Consider the following 17,639-nt stretch of genomic DNA (forward strand, 5'->3'; position numbering starts at 1 on the left):
GCCGTCCTGTGCGTACCGGATCAGAGCACCGGTGCGGCGGAGGCGCGCCCTCGCCGTTCGGTCGGTGCGGGCGCTGCCTCGCCGTGCGGTGCCTACCCCTGTCGGGGAGTGGTTGGGGCCGGCAGGGCTCGCAATACTTCGAGTCATGAACGCGAGAGGACAGCTCGGCGACTTTCTCCAGGCCTGGCGCTCCCCGCTGAGCCCGAAGGGCGCGTGACTCAGCAGACTCTTCGTACCGAGGACGGCCAGACCGTGGTAGTCGCCACCACCGAACCTCGCTCGGCATCGCACGCCGCGATGACGATGCTCGTGCACGGCACCGCCACCACCCGTGCCGCGCAGCCGCTCGTCAGGCGCGAATAGCGCCGTTCCCACCGGCTCGACAACAGGTGCTCCGCAAGGAGCGCCGGACCCGTCGCGCCCATTCCAGCCCATCAACAGCCTCAGTAAGGACAACAATGCGCAAGAGAACGATGACCGTCGCAGTCGCTGTCGCCGCAGCGGGGTTCGCTGTCGTGCCGGTCGTACCGTCAAGCGCCGCACCGGCCGCGACCACCGGGGCCCGCGCCGTCGGGCCGACCCGAGCGTCGGCCGCGCCGGCACCCTCGCGGATCGCGGTCCACTTCGACCTGGCGAAGGGACAGCTGCCGGAGAACGTCGCGCTCGGCCCGGACGGCACCGCCTACGTCACCTTCGCGGCGGCCCGACAGGTCGCCGCGGTGAGCCCGTCCGGCGGGACGCGAATCCTGGCGACCCTGCCGGCGCCCAGCGATGGCGGCGTCAACACGCCGGTGCTCGCGTTCGCACTGACCACCGGCATCGTCCGGATGCCCGACGGCACCCTCTACTTTCTCTACGCGAGCGGCGATGCCGCCACCACGGGGCTGTACCGACTGCGTCCCGGTCAGGCCCCGCGCCGCATCGCGGCGCTACCGGCCGACGGGCTCCCCAACGGCTTGGCGTACGACGCGGAGGCGAAGCGGTTCTACCTCACCGACTCGGTGCTCGGCACGATCTCGACCGTACCCCTGGAAGGCGGCCGCGCCGAGGTGTGGTCCTCGGCACCCGAGCTTGCCGCGGCGGGCTTCCTCGGCGCCAACGGCATCAAGGTACGCGCCGACGCGGTGTGGGCGACCAACCTCGACCAGGGCACGCTGCTGAGGATTCCGTTGCGGCACGGCAGGCCCGGACCTGTCCGGGTGGCGGCGACCGGCCTGGTCGGTATCGACGACTTCACGTTCGTCGGTGCGGATGATCACCGCGTGATCGCCACGCTGAACGGCCCCAACACGGTGGTGAGCATCGACGCGGCCGGTCGTTCACGGACGCTGCTGACCGCCGCCGATGGGCTGCAGAACCCGACCTCGGTGGCCGTGCGCGGTCGCACCGCCTACGTGCTCAGCGCCGCCTACACCACCGGCGTTGACCCCAACCTGACGCTCGCCACCCTGCCGCTGCGCTGACCCGCCTCATATCGGAGAAACCCATGCACGAGATCCAGCTCGGTGACGTGAGCGTCACCCGCGTCGAGGAGACGCACGGCCCGATCATGCCGACCGGTGCCTTCTTTCCCACCATTGCGGCTCACGCCTGGCGTACGGGCCCCGAGCTGCTGACCCCGGATCACCTCGGGGCGGACGACGACATGGTGCACGTCGCCATGCAGACCTGGCTGCTGCGCAGCGAGGGCCGCACCATCCTGGTCGACACCGCCGTCGGCAACGACAAGAATCGCCCCGCGGTCGAGCCCTGGCATCGGCAGCAGGTCAACTACCTGGACCGGCTGGCCGAGGCGGGGATCAAGCCCGAGGACGTCGATCTGGTCATCAACACACACCTGCACGTCGACCACGTCGGCTGGAACACCCGGCTCGTCGACGATCAGTGGCTGCCGACGTTCCCGAACGCCACCTATCTGATGCCCGCCGCCGACTTCCGGTACTGGAACCCCAGGAACAATCCCGGCATCGCCGGCAGTGTCAATGAGAACGCGTACGACGACAGCATCGCCCCCGTGCACGTCAACGGGCAGGTCCAGCTGTGGGAGGACACGTATGTGATCGACAGCAACCTGCGGCTGGAGGCCGCGCCCGGGCACACGCCGGGCCACGCCGTGATCAAGATGGAGTCGGCCGGCGAGCGGGCACTGTTCGCCGGTGACATCCTGCACACCCCACTTCAGTTACTCCACCACGAGCACAGCAGTTGCTTCTGCGAGGATCCGATCCAGGCTGCGATCACTCGCCGTCGCCTGCTCGGCTGGGCGGCCGACACTCGGGCGATGGTGCTGCCGGCGCACTTCAGCGGGCACTCGGCCCTTGAGGTCGAGCGGCGGGGCGAGTCGTACGCCGTCAGGCGGTGGGGTCCGTTCCCTCGATACTGAGCGTTCGGATCGCCCGCCGGCGTCGGATGACGGCGACGGGCGGTCCGAGACGTGCTGCCGAAGCCGAAGATCCCGGCCCTCGACGAGGCGGTCGTCCTCGGCATTGATGGTCAGTTCGGGTTCGATGTCCGCGAGGTTGTCCAGGATCTGAACCATCCGGGCAACACTCTCGTCGAGTGGACTCACGGCAAGGTGGCTGAGCTCGCTGACTGGATCCGGACGGTACGTGGCCCGCAGGGTGGCCCGAACTACCGCCGCTGCCACCGGTGTCGGCCTGCGTTGCCGGTCACGTACACGTCGTCCCCATCGGACGCTTACCCGAGCGACTGATCACCGTCGGCCGTGGGGTATGTGAATGCGGCTTCGGAATATCCGTTGCCAACCACGGGCGGCGCGCCTACCTTGAATGAGCAAGGTCAAACCGATCCACCAGAGGAGCTCCCCGTGTCGCAGTACGCCTACACCGAAACCACGCGGCTCATGCCGCGCGGCGGTGTCGTGCTGCCCCCGATCGGGCGGGCCCACGATCTGTGCGCGAGTGAGCAGAACTGGAAGCCGGGGTGGCGGCGCGAATAGCGCCAGCGCAAGCTGCGAAGCCGCCCACCCCGACAGGGACAGGGCGGCTTTTTCGTTACTGGAACAACTTCATAGGGGCGTAGCTCAACTGGTAGAGCACCGGTCTCCAAAACCGAAGGTCGCAGGTTCGAGTCCTGTCGCCCCTGCTTTTCGTCCCGGCTTCGGTCGGTGGCGTTGTTGATTCTTAATTCCACAGTGAATGGCATGAGCAAGATCCCCGGCCGGTGCCTGTACGGGCCGGCCGGGGAGCATCACCTCCGGGACGAGGGAGACGGCTGACCCGCTCGCTTTGGGAGCGAGAGACACGGGGTTCGACACCCCGGTCCCGGACCATGGGGTTGTAGCTCAGTTGGTAGAGCATCGGTCTGGGTACCTTCCAAGCAGGCCGTGCGGGGTTCGAGTCCCCGGTACCGCTCGACGGGGCAGGGAAACAGGGGCGGCGGACGTCGCGAAACCAGAGGCGAGGTTGCGCAGCCTGGTCGACGGCCGGCGTGGGGTAGCTCCCCGAGTCAGCGTGGAAGGTCACCGCCCCTGTCCCCTGCCCCGACCCTTTGGGGCTGGTCTAACTGGCAGGACACCTGATTTTGGTTCAGGTTGGTGCGGGTTCGAATCTTGCGCCCCCAGCTCGATGCCCTGCTACCCCAACTGGCACGAGGGCGCCGGCTCAAACCCGGTGTGATGGCGGTTCGAGTCCGTCGCAGGGCACGTACGCAACGCCTCGTTGTGACCACGGTGAAACCGTACGGCCGGCCGACCCGGCGCAGCGGGATGAATCGCCTCCGGGGCGAAAGGTACGTTCCCGCCCAGTGGGAGAGGCACCCATGCCGCCGTAGCTCAGATTGGGAGAGCGTCCCCCTGGTACGGGGAAGGCCGCGCGTTCAATTCGCGCCGGTGGCTCCACGCGGTTGTAGCGCAGTTGGTAGCGCGCCACCTCGCCAAGGTGGAGGTCGCCCGTTCGATCCGGGTCAGCCGCTCTCGATCGACAGATCATCTGTCGATCCGTCCAACCGCCCACGACACCCGAGAGGAGGGGACCTGGTGGACGCTGTTCTCGTCATCAACGCCGACCTAGGCCCGCTCCACCGGGTCACGGTCGCCCACGCGATCCGGATGCTGTGCCGGCGGGTCGCCGAGATCCACGAGGCCGAACCGGATCGGCACCTGGGCGTGTTCCCCATGCCGAAGGTCGTCCGATTGGTCCGGTACGTCGTCACCCGTTGGCGGTACACAAAGGGCCCCGCCTGGTCCAAGGGTGGCGTCCTGGCCCGCGACAACCGACAGTGCGGCTACTGCTCCGGTCCGGCCGCGACGGTCGACCACATCCTGCCCCGCTCGCGGGGCGGGCTGAACACCTGGCGGAACACCGTCAGCGCGTGCGCGCCCTGCAACCAGCGCAAGGGTGTCCGGACCCCGGCCGAGGCCGGCATGGTGCTTCGCATCAGCCCGCTCGTGCCCGCGTGGGGGTCGCTGGCGCAGCGCTGACCCGGCCGGCGGGCCATCACCCCGCCGGCCGCGATGGGAGCTGGTGCAATCTGGCAGCACATCCGGTTCTGACCCGGGAGGTTGGAGGTTCGAGTCCTCCGCCCGCAGCAGAAGGAACCCGTCACGCTAACGGACCTGCGTGCGGCCCGTACCGACCAGTCGGGCCGGGTTCTGGGTGAGGGCGGATCCGGCAGCCAGTAGCGCTGCTGAATGCCACACCGGCCCCCACCACCGATGCTCTCGTAGCCCAACGGCAGAGGCGCTGTCCCGAGATGGCAGTCATGTGCGCGTTCGACTCGCGCCGAGAGCACCAAGCCGGCGTAGCTCAGTTGGCAGAGCACGCGCCTTGTAAGCGCGAGCGGGCCGGTTCGATCCCGGTCGCCCGCTCCACGCCAGCGAAGCTCACCAGGGCAGAGCGCGCCCCTCGTAAGGGCGAGGATGCGGGTTCGACTCCCGTCGCGGGCTCTCTTCACGCCGACGTAGCTCAACGGCAGAGCGTCCCGCTCATAACGGGAAGGCACCCGGATCGACACCGGGCGTCGGCACGCAGCACCACCTGCCCGGGTGGGCAAAATGGCAAAGCCGCCGCACTCAGACTGCGGAGATTCTGCGGGTTCGACTCCCGCCCCGGGTACGCATGGGCTCGTAGCTCATCTGGTAGAGCGCCGCTCTCGCACAGCGGAGGTGGCAGGTTCGAGTCCTGTCGGGTCCACCATGCCGACGTAGCTCAGTGGTTAGAGCACCCGACTGTCGATCGGGGGGCCGCGGGTTCGATCCCCGTCGTTGGCGCGCATGAAGGGTTGGCCGAGTCTGGTCGATGGCGCCGCGTTGCTAGCGCGGAGCGGGCCACACCGCCGGGGGTTCGAATCCCTCACCCTTCGCCAAGCCGTCGTAGCTCAGCGGTTAGAGCACCGAGCTGATAACTCGGGGGCCGGAGGTTCGATTCCTCCCGTCGGCACGCAGTACGCAATGCCCCCGTAGCTCAGGTGGATAGAGCGTGACGCTACGAACGTCAAGGTCGCTGGTTCGATTCCAGTCGGGGGCTCTTTCGGGATATGGCGCAGTCAGGTAGCGCTCCGGTCTGGGGGACCGGAAGTCACCGGTTCAAATCCGGCTATCCCGACTCAACGGGTTGTAGCGCAGCTTGGTCGCGCGCTTGCTTCGGGAGCAAGAGGACGCAAGTTCAAATCCTGTCAGCCCGACGTTGATTCGCAAGGCCCGGATCGCCACCGGGTATGTCGCCGGTCCGGGGACACCCGGGGGCGGTGGGTGTTGCCGGGGTTCGACTCCCCGGGCGCGTCTAGCAGATGTGCGGCGGGGCCAGCCGACGGATCACACAACTTGGAGGAGCCAGCCGATAGCCGGCGCCGGCCACCGTCTCGAAAACGGTTGAGGTTCAGACCTGTAGCGGTTCGACCCCGCTCTCCTCCGCTGGCTCGGGTGCGAGCGTCGGGCGGCATTGGCTGCCTCGCCCTGCACCGATCGCCATGAACCGACGTTCGAAATCGAGCTTCGCCTGATGAGCCTCATCGGTGTACCAACCGTTGCGCGGTGTGAGTCGCTTGTATTCGTCTATGAGGAGCCATGCGCGGTCCAGTTTGGCAGCGCAGCGCATGTGGGGAACGATCTCGCGCAGCATGGTGAGGACGTTGTCAGCACCGTACACCCGCCAGGTCCATGCTTGGCGGTGGTGCGCAGCCGCCTCCTTCTTGGCGACGACCCTGCCGCCGTAGTGACGGCTTAGCTCGTTCAGGATCTCGACGTCGGTGTTGTCTACCGCGATCAGGGGTTTACGGAAGGAAGACGCGTTGTACGAGGCCATCAGGGTCACACAGCCGTCACCGTCGATTATGCCGGCAACCCACGCTCGCTCTACATTGGAAGGCGTGCAGTCAGCATACCTTCCGCCAAGCCTTCGTAGCTCAGAGGGAGAGCAGCCGGCTCTTAACCGGCGGGTCGGGATTTCGAAATTCCCCGGAGGCACTTCGCGGTACGTGCGCTGGACGCGCTTCTCGGCCTTCTAAGCCGTGTGCGCCGGGTTCGATTCCCGGGTGCCGCGCCTCGCCCCGGTAGCTCAGCCGATAGAGCGCCCGTTTCCTAAACGGTCGGCCGCTGGTTCGAAGCCAGCCCTGGGCACCTACACAAGCCGCTCGCGCCTGATGGCCGGGCTCCGGACTTTTACTCCGGACTGCGGGGGTTCGATTCCCTCGGGCGGCACTGCGGGGTAGAGGAGTTCGGTCGTCCTCGCCGGCCTCAACTAGTATGAGACCCATGGATGAACGATACGCCTATTGGCTCGCGGCACTTATCGACGGCGAGGGGTCCATCATCGTTCGCAAGCGCAGCGGACGCCCCGGAAAGTTCGTGTGCATCACCATCGCGCAGAACGATCGTCGGCTGTTGGATCGAGCAGCGGAGTACGCCGAGTGCGGCGCCGTCTACGGCAACCAGGGACCAAGGCGCAACGGGCATCAGCTTCAGATCTTTCGGCAGGCCGATGTTCGACGAATCCTGGAGCAGGTGGGACCCCTGCTGGTACTGAAGGCCGAGCGTGCTGCCGAGGCGTTGAGCGTTCTCAGCGACCTGGCGGACCGTCCGGTGCAGTACCGCGAGAACGGGCGGTTTGCAGTCCGCCCGACTTGACGTGCGGGTGCGGTGGAGGGGAACCACGCTGGGCTCATAACCCGGAGACGCCGTTCGAATCGGACACTCGCCATCATGCCGCGGTAGCTCAGCGGGAGAGCAACGCCTCGACAAGGCGTAGGTCGCTGGTTCGATCCCAGCTCGCGGCACGCAACCCACCTGGCGCGGTGGACGAATGGAAGAGTCGCCCGGCTTTCACCCGGGACACGTTGCGGGTTCGAGTCCCGTCCGCGCTGCCATTCCCCTGTAGCTCAAAGGTAGAGCGGCCGGCTGTTAATCGGCTGATCTTGGTTCGAGTCCAGGCAGGGGAGCCAAGCCCGTGTAGCTCAGCGGCAGAGCACCGGTCCCACACACCGGGTCGCCCTGGTTCGAGTCCAGGTACGGGCACTGGCCTTCGGGCCGCAGTTGTGGCTGTAGCTCAACGGTAGAGCGCCGGGTTGTGGTCCCGGTGATGGCGGTTCGATTCCGCTCAGTCACCCCAAGGGAGTGCGCCACCGATGGTGAGGTGGGCCGGGCTGTAACCCCGGTGCGTTCGCGCTCAGGGAGTTCGAATCTCTCCACTCCCACGCATGCCCACGTAGCTCAGCGGATAGAGCACCGGCTTCCGGAGCCGGGTTGGCGGAGGTTCGAATCCTTCCGTGGGCATCCTGGTCGTGTGCCCGAGTGGTCAGGGAGCGGTCTGCAAAACCGCGCACCGGGGTTCGATTCCCCGCACGGCCTCGACTGCCATTCACTGTGGATAGCGAGCGATGCGCGGCCGAACCGATCGGCGGCAAACCAGTGAGCTTGAGCCGTCCTGCCCACACCGGGCCCGTGACCGCCGAAGACTGCTGCGCCGAACTGCGTCAGAACCAGGTCCCCGGTCGTACAAGTCGCCAGAGACGCCCACGCCAGCGCGCGCGCCGAGGATGCAAGAAGGTCTCGATGTCCTCCAGTGCGTTACCGGCGGTCCCCCGAGCGTGAGGTCTGGCACGTACGTGGCGGAGTGCGGGGACTACAGGGTCTTCGTCGAGTTGACCGTAGACCCTCGCGAGGTGCCCGAGGCAGGTGGCTGCGAGCGCCTGCACCTGGTGGTCAGGGTGATCGAGCAGAGTCAGGTAGAGCTCCGGCGACGCTCTCCGGTCGCCGTCGCCGTACAACGCGGATCCGACCTTGGCATCCGTGGCCCCGGCGATGTCGTTGCGGTCGAGAGCCTTCCGCACATCGTCGGGCGTTGCCGACGGAGGGTTGTGGAAGGTGTGGTGCTCGTGGCTCATGGCCAAATGGTGGAGGGTGCCGCCGTTGGGATGACGGGGTTTCCGTGGATGTTGCCGTCGGCGCAGGGCCATGGGCCGGCGGCGAGCGGTGCCAGGCCGGTGTCGTGGAAGATGAGCAGCTCGTTGTCGAGTGCGAAAGCGATGGTTGCGTCCTGGAGGAGAAGGGTTCTGCTCATGACGGTTCGGTCGTCACCGGTGCGGCGGAACAGTTCGTGCTGGTCCAGTTTCGCGTCGACGGCCAGGAGTTTGCCGTCGCGCCAGAACACTGCGGTGCCGTTGGCGTCGAGCGCGGGATAGCCGGTGTAGTAGCCGGACAGAGGCGGGCCGTCGCGCATTGATCCGTCGGGGTTGAGGAGCCGGAACCGTGACCGGGACGGCAGTATGTTCTCCGATTCCGGCCCGCGGATCGTGCCGTGCTGGTCGATGAGCATCTGGCCGTGGCTGGGCCACGTGTGGGTTGGCTGGCCGTCAGGGCCGTAGAGGGTGCTGGAGAACGCCCCGTAGCCCTGGGCGCCGACGAGGAAACGGCCATGGCCGGCGATGGCCTTGTGGTGGTAGGGGCCGGGCTCTGTGGTGGAGATGATGTTTCCGGTCTCGGTGTCGAGGATGGTGCACCTCCCGATGCCGCTGCCTCCGTCACTGATCGCGGCGAGGATGCGGTCGCCGGCCACGAGCAGCGGTTGCCAGTGATCCGCCTTGAGGGTGGATGGCCTCCATTCTTTTTTGGGTTGGACGTGCCATCCGGTCGCTACGCCGGCTTCGACGACGCCGGAGAAGGAGACCGTCTCGGGCGGCAGGGGCATGGACCACATGGTGCTGCCGGTGTCGCTGTGGCGAGCCAGGCGCGCAGTGCGCCCTTGGGGAAGCCGCTGGCGTGGCGCGGTCGGTAGCCACAGGACGCAGAAGCCGTCGGGCATCCGAACGACAGCTCCCAGGTACTCGCCCGGTTCCTGCTGCGGGGTCACCTCGTGCAGCACCGAGCCCTCGGCGCCGAGGCCGGTGAGGGTGAACGTGGGTGGGCTGGCGCCGTCATGGTGGGTTACCCACACGGTCCCGTCCGCGTCGGCGCGGGGTGGGACCGGATGGCCTGGGAATGTGCGTTGCCAGAGCATGGCTCCGTTCAAAGCGACCGCGGTGAGGACGGTGGTGTACAGGTTGCGGGTGCTCGGGCTGCGGCCCGCATAACTGGTCAGATACATCGGCCCGTCTCGGTCCGCGGCCGCCAGGCCGCAGACCTGCCCAGGCAACCCGACGATCGCGGGTTCCTTCGGCATGCCACCTCCCCAGTCATGTGCTCTTGGATCATGCCTACACCAGTTCGGCGCCGTGTCGTCAGTCGCCCTGCGGGGCATGTCAGCAGCCGCAGCGCTGTCGACGTCGAGGGGTCGAAGTGCCTCTCGGCGACGGCCTGTTGAACGTTGACCAGGCCCTTAAGGTGGTGCCGTTGCGGTCTTAGCGTTGGCGGCCCGCGCCCGGGGGCTGGTCTGGATCGGGGTCCGATGGTCGGGGCATCTCCGGGCCGCTGGCGCTCATGCGCAGCAGCGTCTCGATGCGGGTGACCCGGAAATGGCGCCCCAGCGCGGTGACGTCGTCGACGGGATTGCCATCGAGGGCATCGGCGGTTTGCTGATAGGCGGCTGCCTGGTCGTCGGTCAGCCTCAGCAGACGCGGTTCGATGTAGCGCAGGCCGAAGGCGATCTCGTCGCGGGCCAGCTGCGGTGCGGCCACCGCACGACTGTAGGGCCGCCACGACCCTGCTACAGATTCGGCTGCGGCGTAGCGGGTCGGCAGGATGACCCCGACCGGGTGAGAGGCGACGGCGTCGACGCTCTCGGCATATACGGTGGCGGGCACCTGGGCGCGGGGGTAGTGCGCGGTTGCCAGCTCTGCCCGCAGCATCGCCTCACTCGGCCCGGTCGCCTCACCTGGGTCGATGACGATTTCCGGGGTGAGGAAACTGTCGTGGTCCTCGGCGTCGCGGGGGTCGCGGTCGGTGGGGCGGGGCGGTTCAGGCCCGTCCGGGCCGAACCGCGCGAACGTATCCACCCGCACGACGCGATGCACGCGACCGCTGATCACCACCTCGTTCACCTTCTCCCGGTCCAGGACGCCGAGCGCGGTGGTCAACTCCGCAGCCAGCGGGGGGTCAGTGGTCTCGTCGAGCTGCTCCATGAGGTGGTGCGCAAGCTCGTCCCGCGCGGCCTGCGGCGTGTCCGACACGACGGCGTACACCTGCCACCGCCCGCGATCTACCTGTACGGCGTGACCGAACAGTGGGGCACCAATGCGGATCTTCGGGTAGGCCGCCGTTCGCCGCGCCGCGTCGTCCTCGGTGACCGCGCCGACTGGGTCGGTGGGCTGCTGTACCCGCAGGATTACCGGCGGCTGCACTTCGTCGGCACTCATGCCAGGATTGTGCGACGGATCGATAGCCTGTGTCATGAGGGCGCGCCTTCACCACGGTGGCAGCATCGGCGCCGCGCGCCGCCGTTCAGCTCGTGGCATTCTTCGACGCCGTTGTGTCGCTGGTGGCGTGTGATCAGCGGGGTAGGTCGTCGGGCACAGGCAGGTCAAGTGCCGCGAGGAACCGTGCTGTCTTGACCTCCACGAAGATTTCGGCGTCGTCCAAGTCTTCGTCATCGTCCTCGTGGTCGAGATCGATGTCTGCTGGGTCGAGGTCTTCGGCAAGGTAGGCGGCCAGCTCGGCTTCCTTGGCCTTGCGTTCGGTTTCGTTGAAAAGGTAGGTGCCGAGGAACCCCACGAATGATCTCCCGAGCCCAGGGCGATGACCGGTCACGGTTGAGCGCGCAGATCATCGCATGGTGGTGCGGGCAGGGCCGGGTTTGCAGGTCAGCCCGTGCGCTCATGCCGACGAGGGGACGTTTGCCCGATGGGCCGTCTGGACATCTGCCTCTCATGTTCGATGACTTCGCGGACGAGCGGATCGAGGTCGGGGAGGTGGAACTCCGAGTTCGGCATGCCGGGCAAGGCCGTCCGGTTCTGCTCATACACGGACATCCGCGTACCGGGTCGACGTGGCATCGGGTGGCACCGCAGCTGGTCGAACGGGGGTTCACCGTCGTCTGTCCGGACATGCGCGGCTACGGGCAGTCGGGGACGGCGCGCATCCTCCCCGACCACTCCCAGCAGTCCAAGCGAGCCGTGGCAGCGGACCTGGTTCGGCTGATGAACGCTCTGGGCCACCCGAGGTTTGCCGCAGTCGGGCATGACCGCGGTTCCTACGTCGGGCTACGCCTGGCACTGGACCATCCCGACGCGGTCAGCCACCTGGTCGTTATCGACGGTGTGCCGATCAGTGAGGCCCTCGCCCGGTGCGACGCCACGTTCGCCCGTGACTGGTACCACTGGTTCTTCTTCGCCCAGCCCGACACGCCAGAGCGGGTGATCACTGTCGATCCCGACGCGTGGTACGTGAGCAAGGCGCGGCCCGAGAGCATGGGAGCCGAGAACTACCAGGAGTTCCGGCAGGCCATTCACAATCCCGCCACTGTCCGGGCAATGCTGGAGGACTACCGCGCTGGCCTCGGAGTGGACCGGGAGCACGAGGAAGCCGACCAGCGCGCCGGTCGCACCGTAGGCTGCCCAACGCTCTTCCTCTGGTCAACGCGGGACGACATGGAGAACCTGTACGGTGACCCGCTCGCGGTCTGGGCGGCATGGGCCGACGATCTCCGTGGCCACCCGATCGAGTCCGGACACCACGTCGCCGAGGAGAATCCCGACGACCTGGCCGCAGCGCTGCTCGAATTTCTCGCCTGACCGTCCCGGCTCCGCCATCGTCCGCTCACGCCGCCGACCGTGCGCGCTGTCTCGCTCAGCAGCGCACGACAAAGCTGGAGCGCGGACGGCTCTGGCGGAACGTAGTTGAGCGGCCAGGGTCAGACAATAGCCGGCCGCCGGCCTTGAGCTGCCCGGACGTGACCTGGGCACGCAACAGGTCGGCCAGCTCTCGGCCGACCCAACTTCTGTCCCAGATAGATCACCGCCGCAGGCTAAGCGGTCGCCCACAGTGGGTGCCCCGGTGCCTGAGTACCGCAGGTAACCCCAGGCTGCCACTGCTGGAGTACCGTCGGACATGGCGGCCCCGCTGGTGTAGAGGCCGGCGGTGCCGCCGCCCAGTCCTCTACCTGGGAGCGGCCATGACCGAGCCAACGTCATTCGGTGCCCGCCTACGCGCCCACCGCGAACGAGCGGGGAAGACGCACGTTGTCCTCGGTGGCCTGGTCGGTCGAAGCGCCGACTGGGTCAAGGCGTTGGAGTCCGGGCGGCTGCTCACGCCGCGCCTGCCCATGCTGCTGCGCCTGGCCGAGGTCCTCGACATCTCGGACCTGGCCGAGCTGACCGGCGACCAGCCCCTGCCGGTCGCGTCGGTGACCCGGGCCGGGCACCCGGCCGTCGACAACGTCGCCGCCGCCATGCAGCGCACCACCGTGCCCGCCGGGGAGCCGACGCCGGTAGGCGTCCTGCGCGGTTTGGTCGACCAGGCGTGGACACTGTGGCACCGGTCCAGCACCGAACGGACCGCCGTGGGCGTGGTGTTGCCCGACCTGCTCGACGACGCCCGCCGCTCGGTGAGACGACTCGAAGACACCGACCGGCGGGCGGCGCTGGCCGAGCTGGCACGCGTCTACCACCTGGCGCAGTTGTACGTCGCTCACCAGCCTTACCCGGAACTGGTGTGGCTGGCCGCCGACCGCGCCATGGGCGCCGCGCAGGATGCCGACGACCCGAACGCGATCGCTGCGGCGGCGTGGTACTACGCGCACGTCTACCGGTCGGCGAACCAAGTCGACGCGGCCGAGCTGGTGCTCGTCGACGCCGAGCGGCTCGTCAACAGGGAAGCGGGAGCAGAGCCGTACGCGCGGTGGGCCCAGCTTCAACTGGGGCGCGCGCTCGGTCACGCGAAGGCCGGCCGCGCCGGGCAGGCGTGGCGCGCGTGGGACGCCGCTGACGCCGCCGCTGGGCGCCTTGGAGCCCGCTACGCCCACCCGTGGCTCATGTTCGGTCCGGCCGCCTGCGCTGCGTACGCGGTGACGTTGGAGACGGACCTGTGCCACGCGGGGGAGGCCGTTCGGCGAGCCGACTCGACGAACTACAGCGCGCTTCCCTCGCGTACCCGCCGCGCTGGTCACCTGATCGACGCGGCCCGCGCGCACCTGCTGCGCCGCGAGGAAGTAGCCGCTGTGCACCTGCTCGGCCGCGCGCTACGCGAGAGCGTCGACACGGTCCGGCACAACCCGTATTCGCGGAGCGCCGCATTCGAGCTGTCCTCGCGTCCCGGGACTGTCGGAGAGGACGCGCGCGAGCTGGCGCTCGCCATCGGCGTCGAGGGGTAACCGTGCCAGGGGGACGGTCTGTCCCCATTGCGTTGCGTGGTCGTACATAGCGTCCCTGGTTAGTGAGTCGGGCGCGGATCAACTGCAGCGTCGTCGCGAAGATCGTCGCGCCCCTGACCTGGGGAGGCGACACCGTGAACATCGTCCAGAGGCTGCGGCGGCTGCTCACGCCCGCCCTGCCGCCCGTACCGCCCGGCACCGGCCAGCGCATCCAGGCCGCCGAGCAGGAAGCGGCCAAGCGGCGGCTCCTGGGCAGCGCCCGGACCATGACGCAGGGGCACCGCCCCGACGGGCCGGTCCAGTGAGCGGCCGGCAGATGCCCGAGCCCGGCACGCGAGTCTCGGTGCGGCCCGGCCAGTGGCAGCCCAGCCCCGGTATCGAGGGCCAGACCGGCCACGACATCGTCATCGTCAAGGTCCACGAGTCCCACGACCCGCGGTTCGCGTGGGTGTACGGCCACGGCCCGGACTGCAGTTGGCCCACGGTGGACTGTGCCGTCCCGTGGTGCTTCGAGGTGCTGGTCAGCGTCGACGTCCTGGCCGCCACCGTCGCGGGGCAGCGGCCGTGAGGACGTACCCATGCTGGCAGGTGGCCTCGGGGACCAGTCGGCGGGCGCGGTCGATGGCGGCGGCGCTGCTCGGCGGCCGCGCATGACCGCGCACGGCCCGGTGCTGCCGATCTGGAGTTGCGGTGGCTGCGATGCGCCCTGGCCCTGCCGCACGCGGCAGCGCGAGCTACGCGCCGAGTTCGACGGCGCTCCGCTCTCCCTGGCTCTCTACTTGGGCGCCCAACTGGTGAGGGCCTCCCAGGACCTGACCTGGGTGCCAGCGGGTGCGCTGCACAGACGCTTCCTCGGCTGGCTTCGGTGAGGTGTAACGCCGGCCAGACCGACGACGCCGTACGAGTGGCTTCAGTTGATCTACAGCGCGACCCCTCGCCGTGTGCGAGAGTCGCACCTGCGAACTCAGACCAACCACGCCGCAAGAGTCTTCGGGCTCGCGGTCGCCTTCCGGCTAGGCGACTGGCTGACATCAAGAACCATTGAGGGAGTAGGAATGCGATCGCCGATCAGGCGGGCTGTGTTCGGTGCCATCGCGGTGGCACTGCTCGGCGGGCTCGGGCTCACGTCCTGCGCGGATCCGCGCCGGACCGACACCGTGGACGCCGGGTTGGCTCCGGTCGATACCTCGGTGACCGTCGCTCCCGGACCGACTGCCCCCGCAAGTCCCTCCCCATCGCCTTCGGCTAGCCGGTCCCCGTCGCCGTCGGCGAGCCGGTCCGCGAAGCCGTCTCTCAGCCGGTCGCCGTCGCGCGCCCCGACGAGCAAGGCCGCGACGCCGGCCGCGGAGAGCAACATCGCCTCCCGGCTACACACGATTCCGGCCAGCACCCGCCAGCTCATCGTCGTCTACAGCAGCGGCTACGGTACGAGCGTCGCGTCGCTTGAGACGTTCGAGAAGGTGAACGGCGTGTGGCGGTCGAAGTTCGGCGTGATGAGCGCGCGGATCGGCACCAAGGGGTTCAGCGACAGCCATGTGGAGGGTGTCTCCACCACGCCCACGGGCGTCTATGGCATCGGCTCCACCATGTACGGCGTGAACGGCAACCCTGGCGTCAAGTACAGCTACCACCGGCTTGTGGCAAACGACTACTGGGATGAGAATCCCGGCTCGCCCACGTACAACAGCTTTGTCCATGGCACGAACCCGGGCGGGTACAGCGAGGCGCTGTGGCAGACCGTGCCGCAGTACAACTACTTCGCGGTCATCAACTACAACATCCCGGTGAGAGCAGCCACCCCGGCCCGCGGCAGCGGCATCTTCCTGCACGTCATGGGGAGCGGCGGTACCGCCGGTTGTGTCTCGTTGACGCAGCCCGACCTGCTCCGGGTACTGCAGTGGCTGGCTCCGGACGCCTCTCCACGCATCGTGATGGCACCCAGCCAGAACCTCGGCCGATACTGACCGCCCTGCCTTGACCTGCCCGCAGCGCCCGCAAGAATTCGTCCGCGACCGGGACCAAGGGACTGACGCCAGCGGAGTACTTCGTACTCCATGAGTCCGATGGCTGTGCTCCGCTACCTGGGATCCTTGGGACCTGGATGAACAACGGTGATCGGTGCCCGTGCTTGCAGAGGCCGTACCAGACCTCGCGAAAGCAATCGTGTCCCTAGACCGTGGCGGCCTGGTCGAAGTACGCCCCTTCGAAGGGTGGCCGGCAGGTTGGGAACAAGGCGAGCATGCCCGCCCCGCCGAGGGCTCCGGCGGGTGGTAGAACGAGGCGTGGAGATCGGCCAGCTCAGCCAGGCGTTGGATGACATCTTCGACGGCGCGATCGTGCACCACGGGTACACCGACTACATGCGCGATTACCAGGTCATCGTCCACGTCACCGCAGATCCGCGTACCGACATCCCACCTGTCCACCTCCGCTACCTCTTCAAGTACTGCGTCGCGGCTGAGGTGCAGACGGCGGTGAGCCCCGATACCTGGCGTTGCTCGCTGGACGAGCGACTGATTGACCGGGAGATCGGTCCTGATCTGGACGGCTTCGTGTGGGCAGTGCGCTGGCAGCCGCTCTACCCAGGTGCGGAGGTGGTGGCGGACTCCGAGCGTGCACGATCGTGGGCTGACAAGATCGGCATCCCCTTTCACGAGGTCCGCTTCAGGATGAACGCTCACGCCATCACTCTCGTCTTTGGCGACCTTGAGGTGACCGAGGTGGGGGAGGGCTATGCGCCCTTCACCGTCACCGAGGACGACTAACGCAGGGACCTAGTGAAGGACATGAGCAGACGAGCAGCGACCGTGATGGACGGTTTCAGCAGTTCAACGCCCATGAAAGGCCAGGCCAGAGGCCCGTGTTGGTTGCCGGGGGGTCAAGGAGTCGGCGGCTCTTGCGGTACGTCGGGCGCTGTCGTGCGAAAGGCCGTCGCCGGCTCCCCAGGCCGCCGTCCCTCGCTGAGCGCCTTGCGGGTAATTGTGGCGACCATCGATGGACGAAGAGGGACCGGCGGGCCGCTGATCCAGTTGCTCGGGTGGTCCTGGGGCAGGTCGACCAGCAGTACGCCGCCCTTGCAGTCGGCTTGCTCGACGGCGAGGGTGAGTGGTCGATCACCGAGCGCTTGGGCGTAGGTTGGCCTTCCGCGCACCCGCCACCTGTAGACCACGCTGTCGACCGTGATGAGCCGAGAGCCCTTCTTGGTCAGCGCCACGTTGATCAGGCTCGCTCGATCAACGTGGGAACGGGCGCAGGGGTGACGTGTCGCCCACGGACCAGTTGTGACCGAACGGGTCCGTGAAGCCACCTTGACGGTGCGTCCCCCAGGGCACGCGGTGATCCTCGATCGCTGCTCCGGCGACTGCGCCAGCCGCGACGGCGCGCTCGATGAAGGTGTCAGGATCTTCGACGAACACTTCGATACGGGTGCTGGTGATCCCGACCTGTCCGGGACTGGTTTCAGTAGGGTTCTCGGGATTGACCTGGTGGAGGAAGAAGGGAGCGCCGCTGATCGCAAGGCCGGCCACGCCTCCAAGGTTCCACAACTCCGTCGCGCCGAGTGCGGTCCTGTACCAGGCGACTGCGGCATCTGCGTCGGAGACGATCAACATCACCGAGATCACAGGCGATGCAGCGAGCACCGTGTCGCTGGGTGAGGCGGATCGGTTCTTCGGTTCCTCGGTCATGCCCACAGCATGCCGAACATCGCCAGCAGCGTCTCCCCACCTACACAAGATGAACCGTCAGGTCGAGGCCGAGGTGACCCCCGCCGTCTGACCGGACGCGAATCGGGGGTCACCGGCGCAGCCGGTGACCCCCGATTCCTGTGCGTGTACGACCAGGTCAGGTCACCAGTTGCCGAGGACGAGGCGTCCGGCCGTGGGGGTGATGTTGTAGGGGCCGGAGGTGTACCAGCGGCCGAGGCTGGTGAGGCCTTGGTTG

At 67.9% G+C, this 17,639-nt stretch carries 19 protein-coding genes and 31 tRNA genes; 43 read left to right on the forward strand and 7 right to left on the reverse strand.

The genetic code is table 11. From position 1 onward, the window contains the following. The first annotated feature begins 473 nt into the window (after positions 1-473). From ABZ272_RS22305 to ABZ272_RS22420, 24 genes are all read left to right on the forward strand, one after another. Complete coding sequence (locus ABZ272_RS22305; protein ID WP_355051862.1) at positions 474-1,463, forward strand: hypothetical protein; 990 nt, start codon at positions 474-476, stop codon at positions 1,461-1,463. A 23-nt stretch (positions 1,464-1,486) separates the two neighbouring features. Further along, entirely contained in the window at positions 1,487-2,383 is an 897-nt protein-coding gene (locus ABZ272_RS22310; protein WP_355051863.1) for an MBL fold metallo-hydrolase, read from the forward strand. Between the two features lie 51 nt (positions 2,384-2,434). After that, the gene (locus ABZ272_RS22315; protein ID WP_355051864.1) at positions 2,435-2,713 is read left to right on the forward strand and encodes a hypothetical protein; all 279 of its coding nucleotides are present in this window, start codon (positions 2,435-2,437) and stop codon (positions 2,711-2,713) included. 114 nt (positions 2,714-2,827) lie between these two features. Continuing rightward, a complete protein-coding gene (locus ABZ272_RS22320; RefSeq protein WP_355051865.1) occupies positions 2,828-2,959 on the forward strand; it encodes a hypothetical protein in 132 nt (43 codons plus the stop codon). A gap of 73 nt (positions 2,960-3,032) precedes the next feature. Then, positions 3,033-3,105: transfer RNA gene (locus tag ABZ272_RS22325), tRNA-Trp, on the forward strand. Positions 3,106-3,216: 111 nt separating this feature from the next. Beyond that, positions 3,217-3,292, forward strand: a tRNA-Pro gene (locus ABZ272_RS22330). 218 nt (positions 3,293-3,510) lie between these two features. Continuing rightward, positions 3,511-3,583: transfer RNA gene (locus ABZ272_RS22335), tRNA-Gln, on the forward strand. A gap of 6 nt (positions 3,584-3,589) precedes the next feature. Further along, positions 3,590-3,664, forward strand: a tRNA-Leu gene (locus tag ABZ272_RS22340). A gap of 118 nt (positions 3,665-3,782) precedes the next feature. Further along, positions 3,783-3,859, forward strand: a tRNA-Thr gene (locus ABZ272_RS22345). A 1-nt stretch (position 3,860) separates the two neighbouring features. Continuing rightward, positions 3,861-3,933: transfer RNA gene (locus ABZ272_RS22350), tRNA-Gly, on the forward strand. Positions 3,934-3,997: 64 nt separating this feature from the next. Continuing rightward, positions 3,998-4,441, forward strand: a complete 444-nt coding sequence (locus tag ABZ272_RS22355) for an HNH endonuclease (protein ID WP_355051866.1) — start codon at positions 3,998-4,000, stop codon at positions 4,439-4,441. Between the two features lie 34 nt (positions 4,442-4,475). Next, positions 4,476-4,549 (forward strand) — tRNA-Gln (locus tag ABZ272_RS22360). A gap of 128 nt (positions 4,550-4,677) precedes the next feature. Further along, positions 4,678-4,754 (forward strand) — tRNA-Leu (locus tag ABZ272_RS22365). Position 4,755: 1 nt separating this feature from the next. After that, positions 4,756-4,831: transfer RNA gene (locus ABZ272_RS22370), tRNA-Thr, on the forward strand. Position 4,832: 1 nt separating this feature from the next. Further along, positions 4,833-4,906: transfer RNA gene (locus ABZ272_RS22375), tRNA-Thr, on the forward strand. 8 nt (positions 4,907-4,914) lie between these two features. Next, a tRNA-Met gene (locus ABZ272_RS22380) sits at positions 4,915-4,986 on the forward strand. Positions 4,987-4,999: 13 nt separating this feature from the next. Further along, positions 5,000-5,075 (forward strand) — tRNA-Leu (locus ABZ272_RS22385). Positions 5,076-5,080: 5 nt separating this feature from the next. Continuing rightward, positions 5,081-5,156: transfer RNA gene (locus tag ABZ272_RS22390), tRNA-Ala, on the forward strand. Position 5,157: 1 nt separating this feature from the next. Beyond that, positions 5,158-5,230, forward strand: a tRNA-Asp gene (locus ABZ272_RS22395). Positions 5,231-5,235: 5 nt separating this feature from the next. After that, positions 5,236-5,325 (forward strand) — tRNA-Ser (locus tag ABZ272_RS22400). 1 nt (position 5,326) lies between these two features. Next, positions 5,327-5,399 (forward strand) — tRNA-Ile (locus ABZ272_RS22405). Positions 5,400-5,412: 13 nt separating this feature from the next. Further along, a tRNA-Arg gene (locus ABZ272_RS22410) sits at positions 5,413-5,486 on the forward strand. A 4-nt stretch (positions 5,487-5,490) separates the two neighbouring features. Further along, a tRNA-Pro gene (locus tag ABZ272_RS22415) sits at positions 5,491-5,564 on the forward strand. A 5-nt stretch (positions 5,565-5,569) separates the two neighbouring features. Then, positions 5,570-5,643 (forward strand) — tRNA-Pro (locus ABZ272_RS22420). Positions 5,644-5,837: 194 nt separating this feature from the next. On the opposite strand, the gene ABZ272_RS22425 is transcribed toward ABZ272_RS22420, so the two are convergent. Beyond that, positions 5,838-6,272 (reverse strand): hypothetical protein, encoded by a 435-nt coding sequence (locus ABZ272_RS22425; RefSeq protein ID WP_355051867.1) that lies wholly within the window; start codon positions 6,270-6,272, stop codon positions 5,838-5,840. Positions 6,273-6,352: 80 nt separating this feature from the next. Here ABZ272_RS22425 and ABZ272_RS22430 point away from each other — a divergent pair. The 13 genes from ABZ272_RS22430 to ABZ272_RS22490 all read left to right on the forward strand — a co-directional run bounded on the left by ABZ272_RS22430 (position 6,353) and on the right by ABZ272_RS22490 (position 7,804). Continuing rightward, a tRNA-Lys gene (locus ABZ272_RS22430) sits at positions 6,353-6,424 on the forward strand. Between the two features lie 4 nt (positions 6,425-6,428). After that, a tRNA-Arg gene (locus tag ABZ272_RS22435) sits at positions 6,429-6,500 on the forward strand. Between the two features lie 4 nt (positions 6,501-6,504). Next, positions 6,505-6,577: transfer RNA gene (locus ABZ272_RS22440), tRNA-Arg, on the forward strand. A 9-nt stretch (positions 6,578-6,586) separates the two neighbouring features. Next, positions 6,587-6,658, forward strand: a tRNA-Lys gene (locus ABZ272_RS22445). 54 nt (positions 6,659-6,712) lie between these two features. Beyond that, a complete protein-coding gene (locus tag ABZ272_RS22450) occupies positions 6,713-7,084 on the forward strand; it encodes an LAGLIDADG family homing endonuclease (RefSeq protein ID WP_355051868.1) in 372 nt (123 codons plus the stop codon). 77 nt (positions 7,085-7,161) lie between these two features. Next, positions 7,162-7,233 (forward strand) — tRNA-Val (locus ABZ272_RS22455). A 12-nt stretch (positions 7,234-7,245) separates the two neighbouring features. After that, a tRNA-Glu gene (locus ABZ272_RS22460) sits at positions 7,246-7,323 on the forward strand. 1 nt (position 7,324) lies between these two features. Then, positions 7,325-7,398 (forward strand) — tRNA-Asn (locus tag ABZ272_RS22465). Position 7,399: 1 nt separating this feature from the next. After that, a tRNA-Val gene (locus ABZ272_RS22470) sits at positions 7,400-7,471 on the forward strand. Between the two features lie 20 nt (positions 7,472-7,491). Beyond that, a tRNA-His gene (locus tag ABZ272_RS22475) sits at positions 7,492-7,565 on the forward strand. A gap of 1 nt (position 7,566) precedes the next feature. Continuing rightward, positions 7,567-7,650: transfer RNA gene (locus ABZ272_RS22480), tRNA-Tyr, on the forward strand. A gap of 5 nt (positions 7,651-7,655) precedes the next feature. Continuing rightward, a tRNA-Arg gene (locus ABZ272_RS22485) sits at positions 7,656-7,729 on the forward strand. A 4-nt stretch (positions 7,730-7,733) separates the two neighbouring features. After that, positions 7,734-7,804 (forward strand) — tRNA-Cys (locus ABZ272_RS22490). A 125-nt stretch (positions 7,805-7,929) separates the two neighbouring features. Here ABZ272_RS22490 and ABZ272_RS22495 read toward each other — a convergent pair. The 4 genes from ABZ272_RS22495 to ABZ272_RS22510 form a co-directional block, all read right to left on the reverse strand. Beyond that, positions 7,930-8,340: a hypothetical protein gene (locus tag ABZ272_RS22495; protein ID WP_355051869.1), complete on the reverse strand. Its 411-nt coding sequence runs from the start codon at positions 8,338-8,340 to the stop codon at positions 7,930-7,932. After that, the gene (locus tag ABZ272_RS22500) at positions 8,337-9,614 is read right to left on the reverse strand and encodes a hypothetical protein (protein WP_355051870.1); all 1,278 of its coding nucleotides are present in this window, start codon (positions 9,612-9,614) and stop codon (positions 8,337-8,339) included. Before ABZ272_RS22500 ends, ABZ272_RS22495 begins: the two co-directional genes overlap by 4 nt. A 178-nt stretch (positions 9,615-9,792) precedes the next feature. Continuing rightward, a complete protein-coding gene (locus ABZ272_RS22505) occupies positions 9,793-10,746 on the reverse strand; it encodes a DUF5954 family protein (protein ID WP_355051871.1) in 954 nt (317 codons plus the stop codon). 133 nt (positions 10,747-10,879) lie between these two features. Then, a complete protein-coding gene (locus ABZ272_RS22510) occupies positions 10,880-11,101 on the reverse strand; it encodes a hypothetical protein (RefSeq protein ID WP_355051872.1) in 222 nt (73 codons plus the stop codon). A 155-nt stretch (positions 11,102-11,256) separates the two neighbouring features. On the opposite strand from ABZ272_RS22510, the gene ABZ272_RS22515 reads away from it, so the two are divergent. The 6 genes from ABZ272_RS22515 to ABZ272_RS22540 all read left to right on the forward strand — a co-directional run bounded on the left by ABZ272_RS22515 (position 11,257) and on the right by ABZ272_RS22540 (position 16,462). Beyond that, complete coding sequence (locus ABZ272_RS22515) at positions 11,257-12,120, forward strand: alpha/beta hydrolase (protein WP_355051873.1); 864 nt, start codon at positions 11,257-11,259, stop codon at positions 12,118-12,120. A gap of 380 nt (positions 12,121-12,500) precedes the next feature. Beyond that, a complete protein-coding gene (locus tag ABZ272_RS22520; RefSeq protein ID WP_355051874.1) occupies positions 12,501-13,697 on the forward strand; it encodes a helix-turn-helix transcriptional regulator in 1,197 nt (398 codons plus the stop codon). Positions 13,698-13,759: 62 nt separating this feature from the next. Continuing rightward, positions 13,760-14,002, forward strand: coding sequence for a hypothetical protein (locus tag ABZ272_RS22525; protein ID WP_355051875.1), 243 nt, complete (start codon positions 13,760-13,762; stop codon positions 14,000-14,002). 11 nt (positions 14,003-14,013) lie between these two features. Continuing rightward, the gene (locus tag ABZ272_RS22530) at positions 14,014-14,265 is read left to right on the forward strand and encodes a hypothetical protein (RefSeq protein ID WP_355051876.1); all 252 of its coding nucleotides are present in this window, start codon (positions 14,014-14,016) and stop codon (positions 14,263-14,265) included. Positions 14,266-14,752: 487 nt separating this feature from the next. Continuing rightward, positions 14,753-15,661: a L,D-transpeptidase family protein gene (locus ABZ272_RS22535; RefSeq protein ID WP_355051877.1), complete on the forward strand. Its 909-nt coding sequence runs from the start codon at positions 14,753-14,755 to the stop codon at positions 15,659-15,661. 318 nt (positions 15,662-15,979) lie between these two features. Continuing rightward, positions 15,980-16,462, forward strand: a complete 483-nt coding sequence (locus tag ABZ272_RS22540) for a hypothetical protein (protein ID WP_355051878.1) — start codon at positions 15,980-15,982, stop codon at positions 16,460-16,462. 113 nt (positions 16,463-16,575) lie between these two features. Here ABZ272_RS22540 and ABZ272_RS22545 read toward each other — a convergent pair whose 3' ends face one another. After that, positions 16,576-16,911 (reverse strand): hypothetical protein, encoded by a 336-nt coding sequence (locus ABZ272_RS22545; protein WP_355051879.1) that lies wholly within the window; start codon positions 16,909-16,911, stop codon positions 16,576-16,578. Positions 16,912-16,930: 19 nt separating this feature from the next. Continuing rightward, positions 16,931-17,383: a VOC family protein gene (locus tag ABZ272_RS22550; RefSeq protein WP_355051880.1), complete on the reverse strand. Its 453-nt coding sequence runs from the start codon at positions 17,381-17,383 to the stop codon at positions 16,931-16,933. Positions 17,384-17,639: the final 256 nt, after the last annotated feature.

Source organism: Micromonospora sp. NPDC005979 (assembly GCF_040614415.1).
GTDB lineage: Bacteria > Actinomycetota > Actinomycetes > Mycobacteriales > Micromonosporaceae > Micromonospora.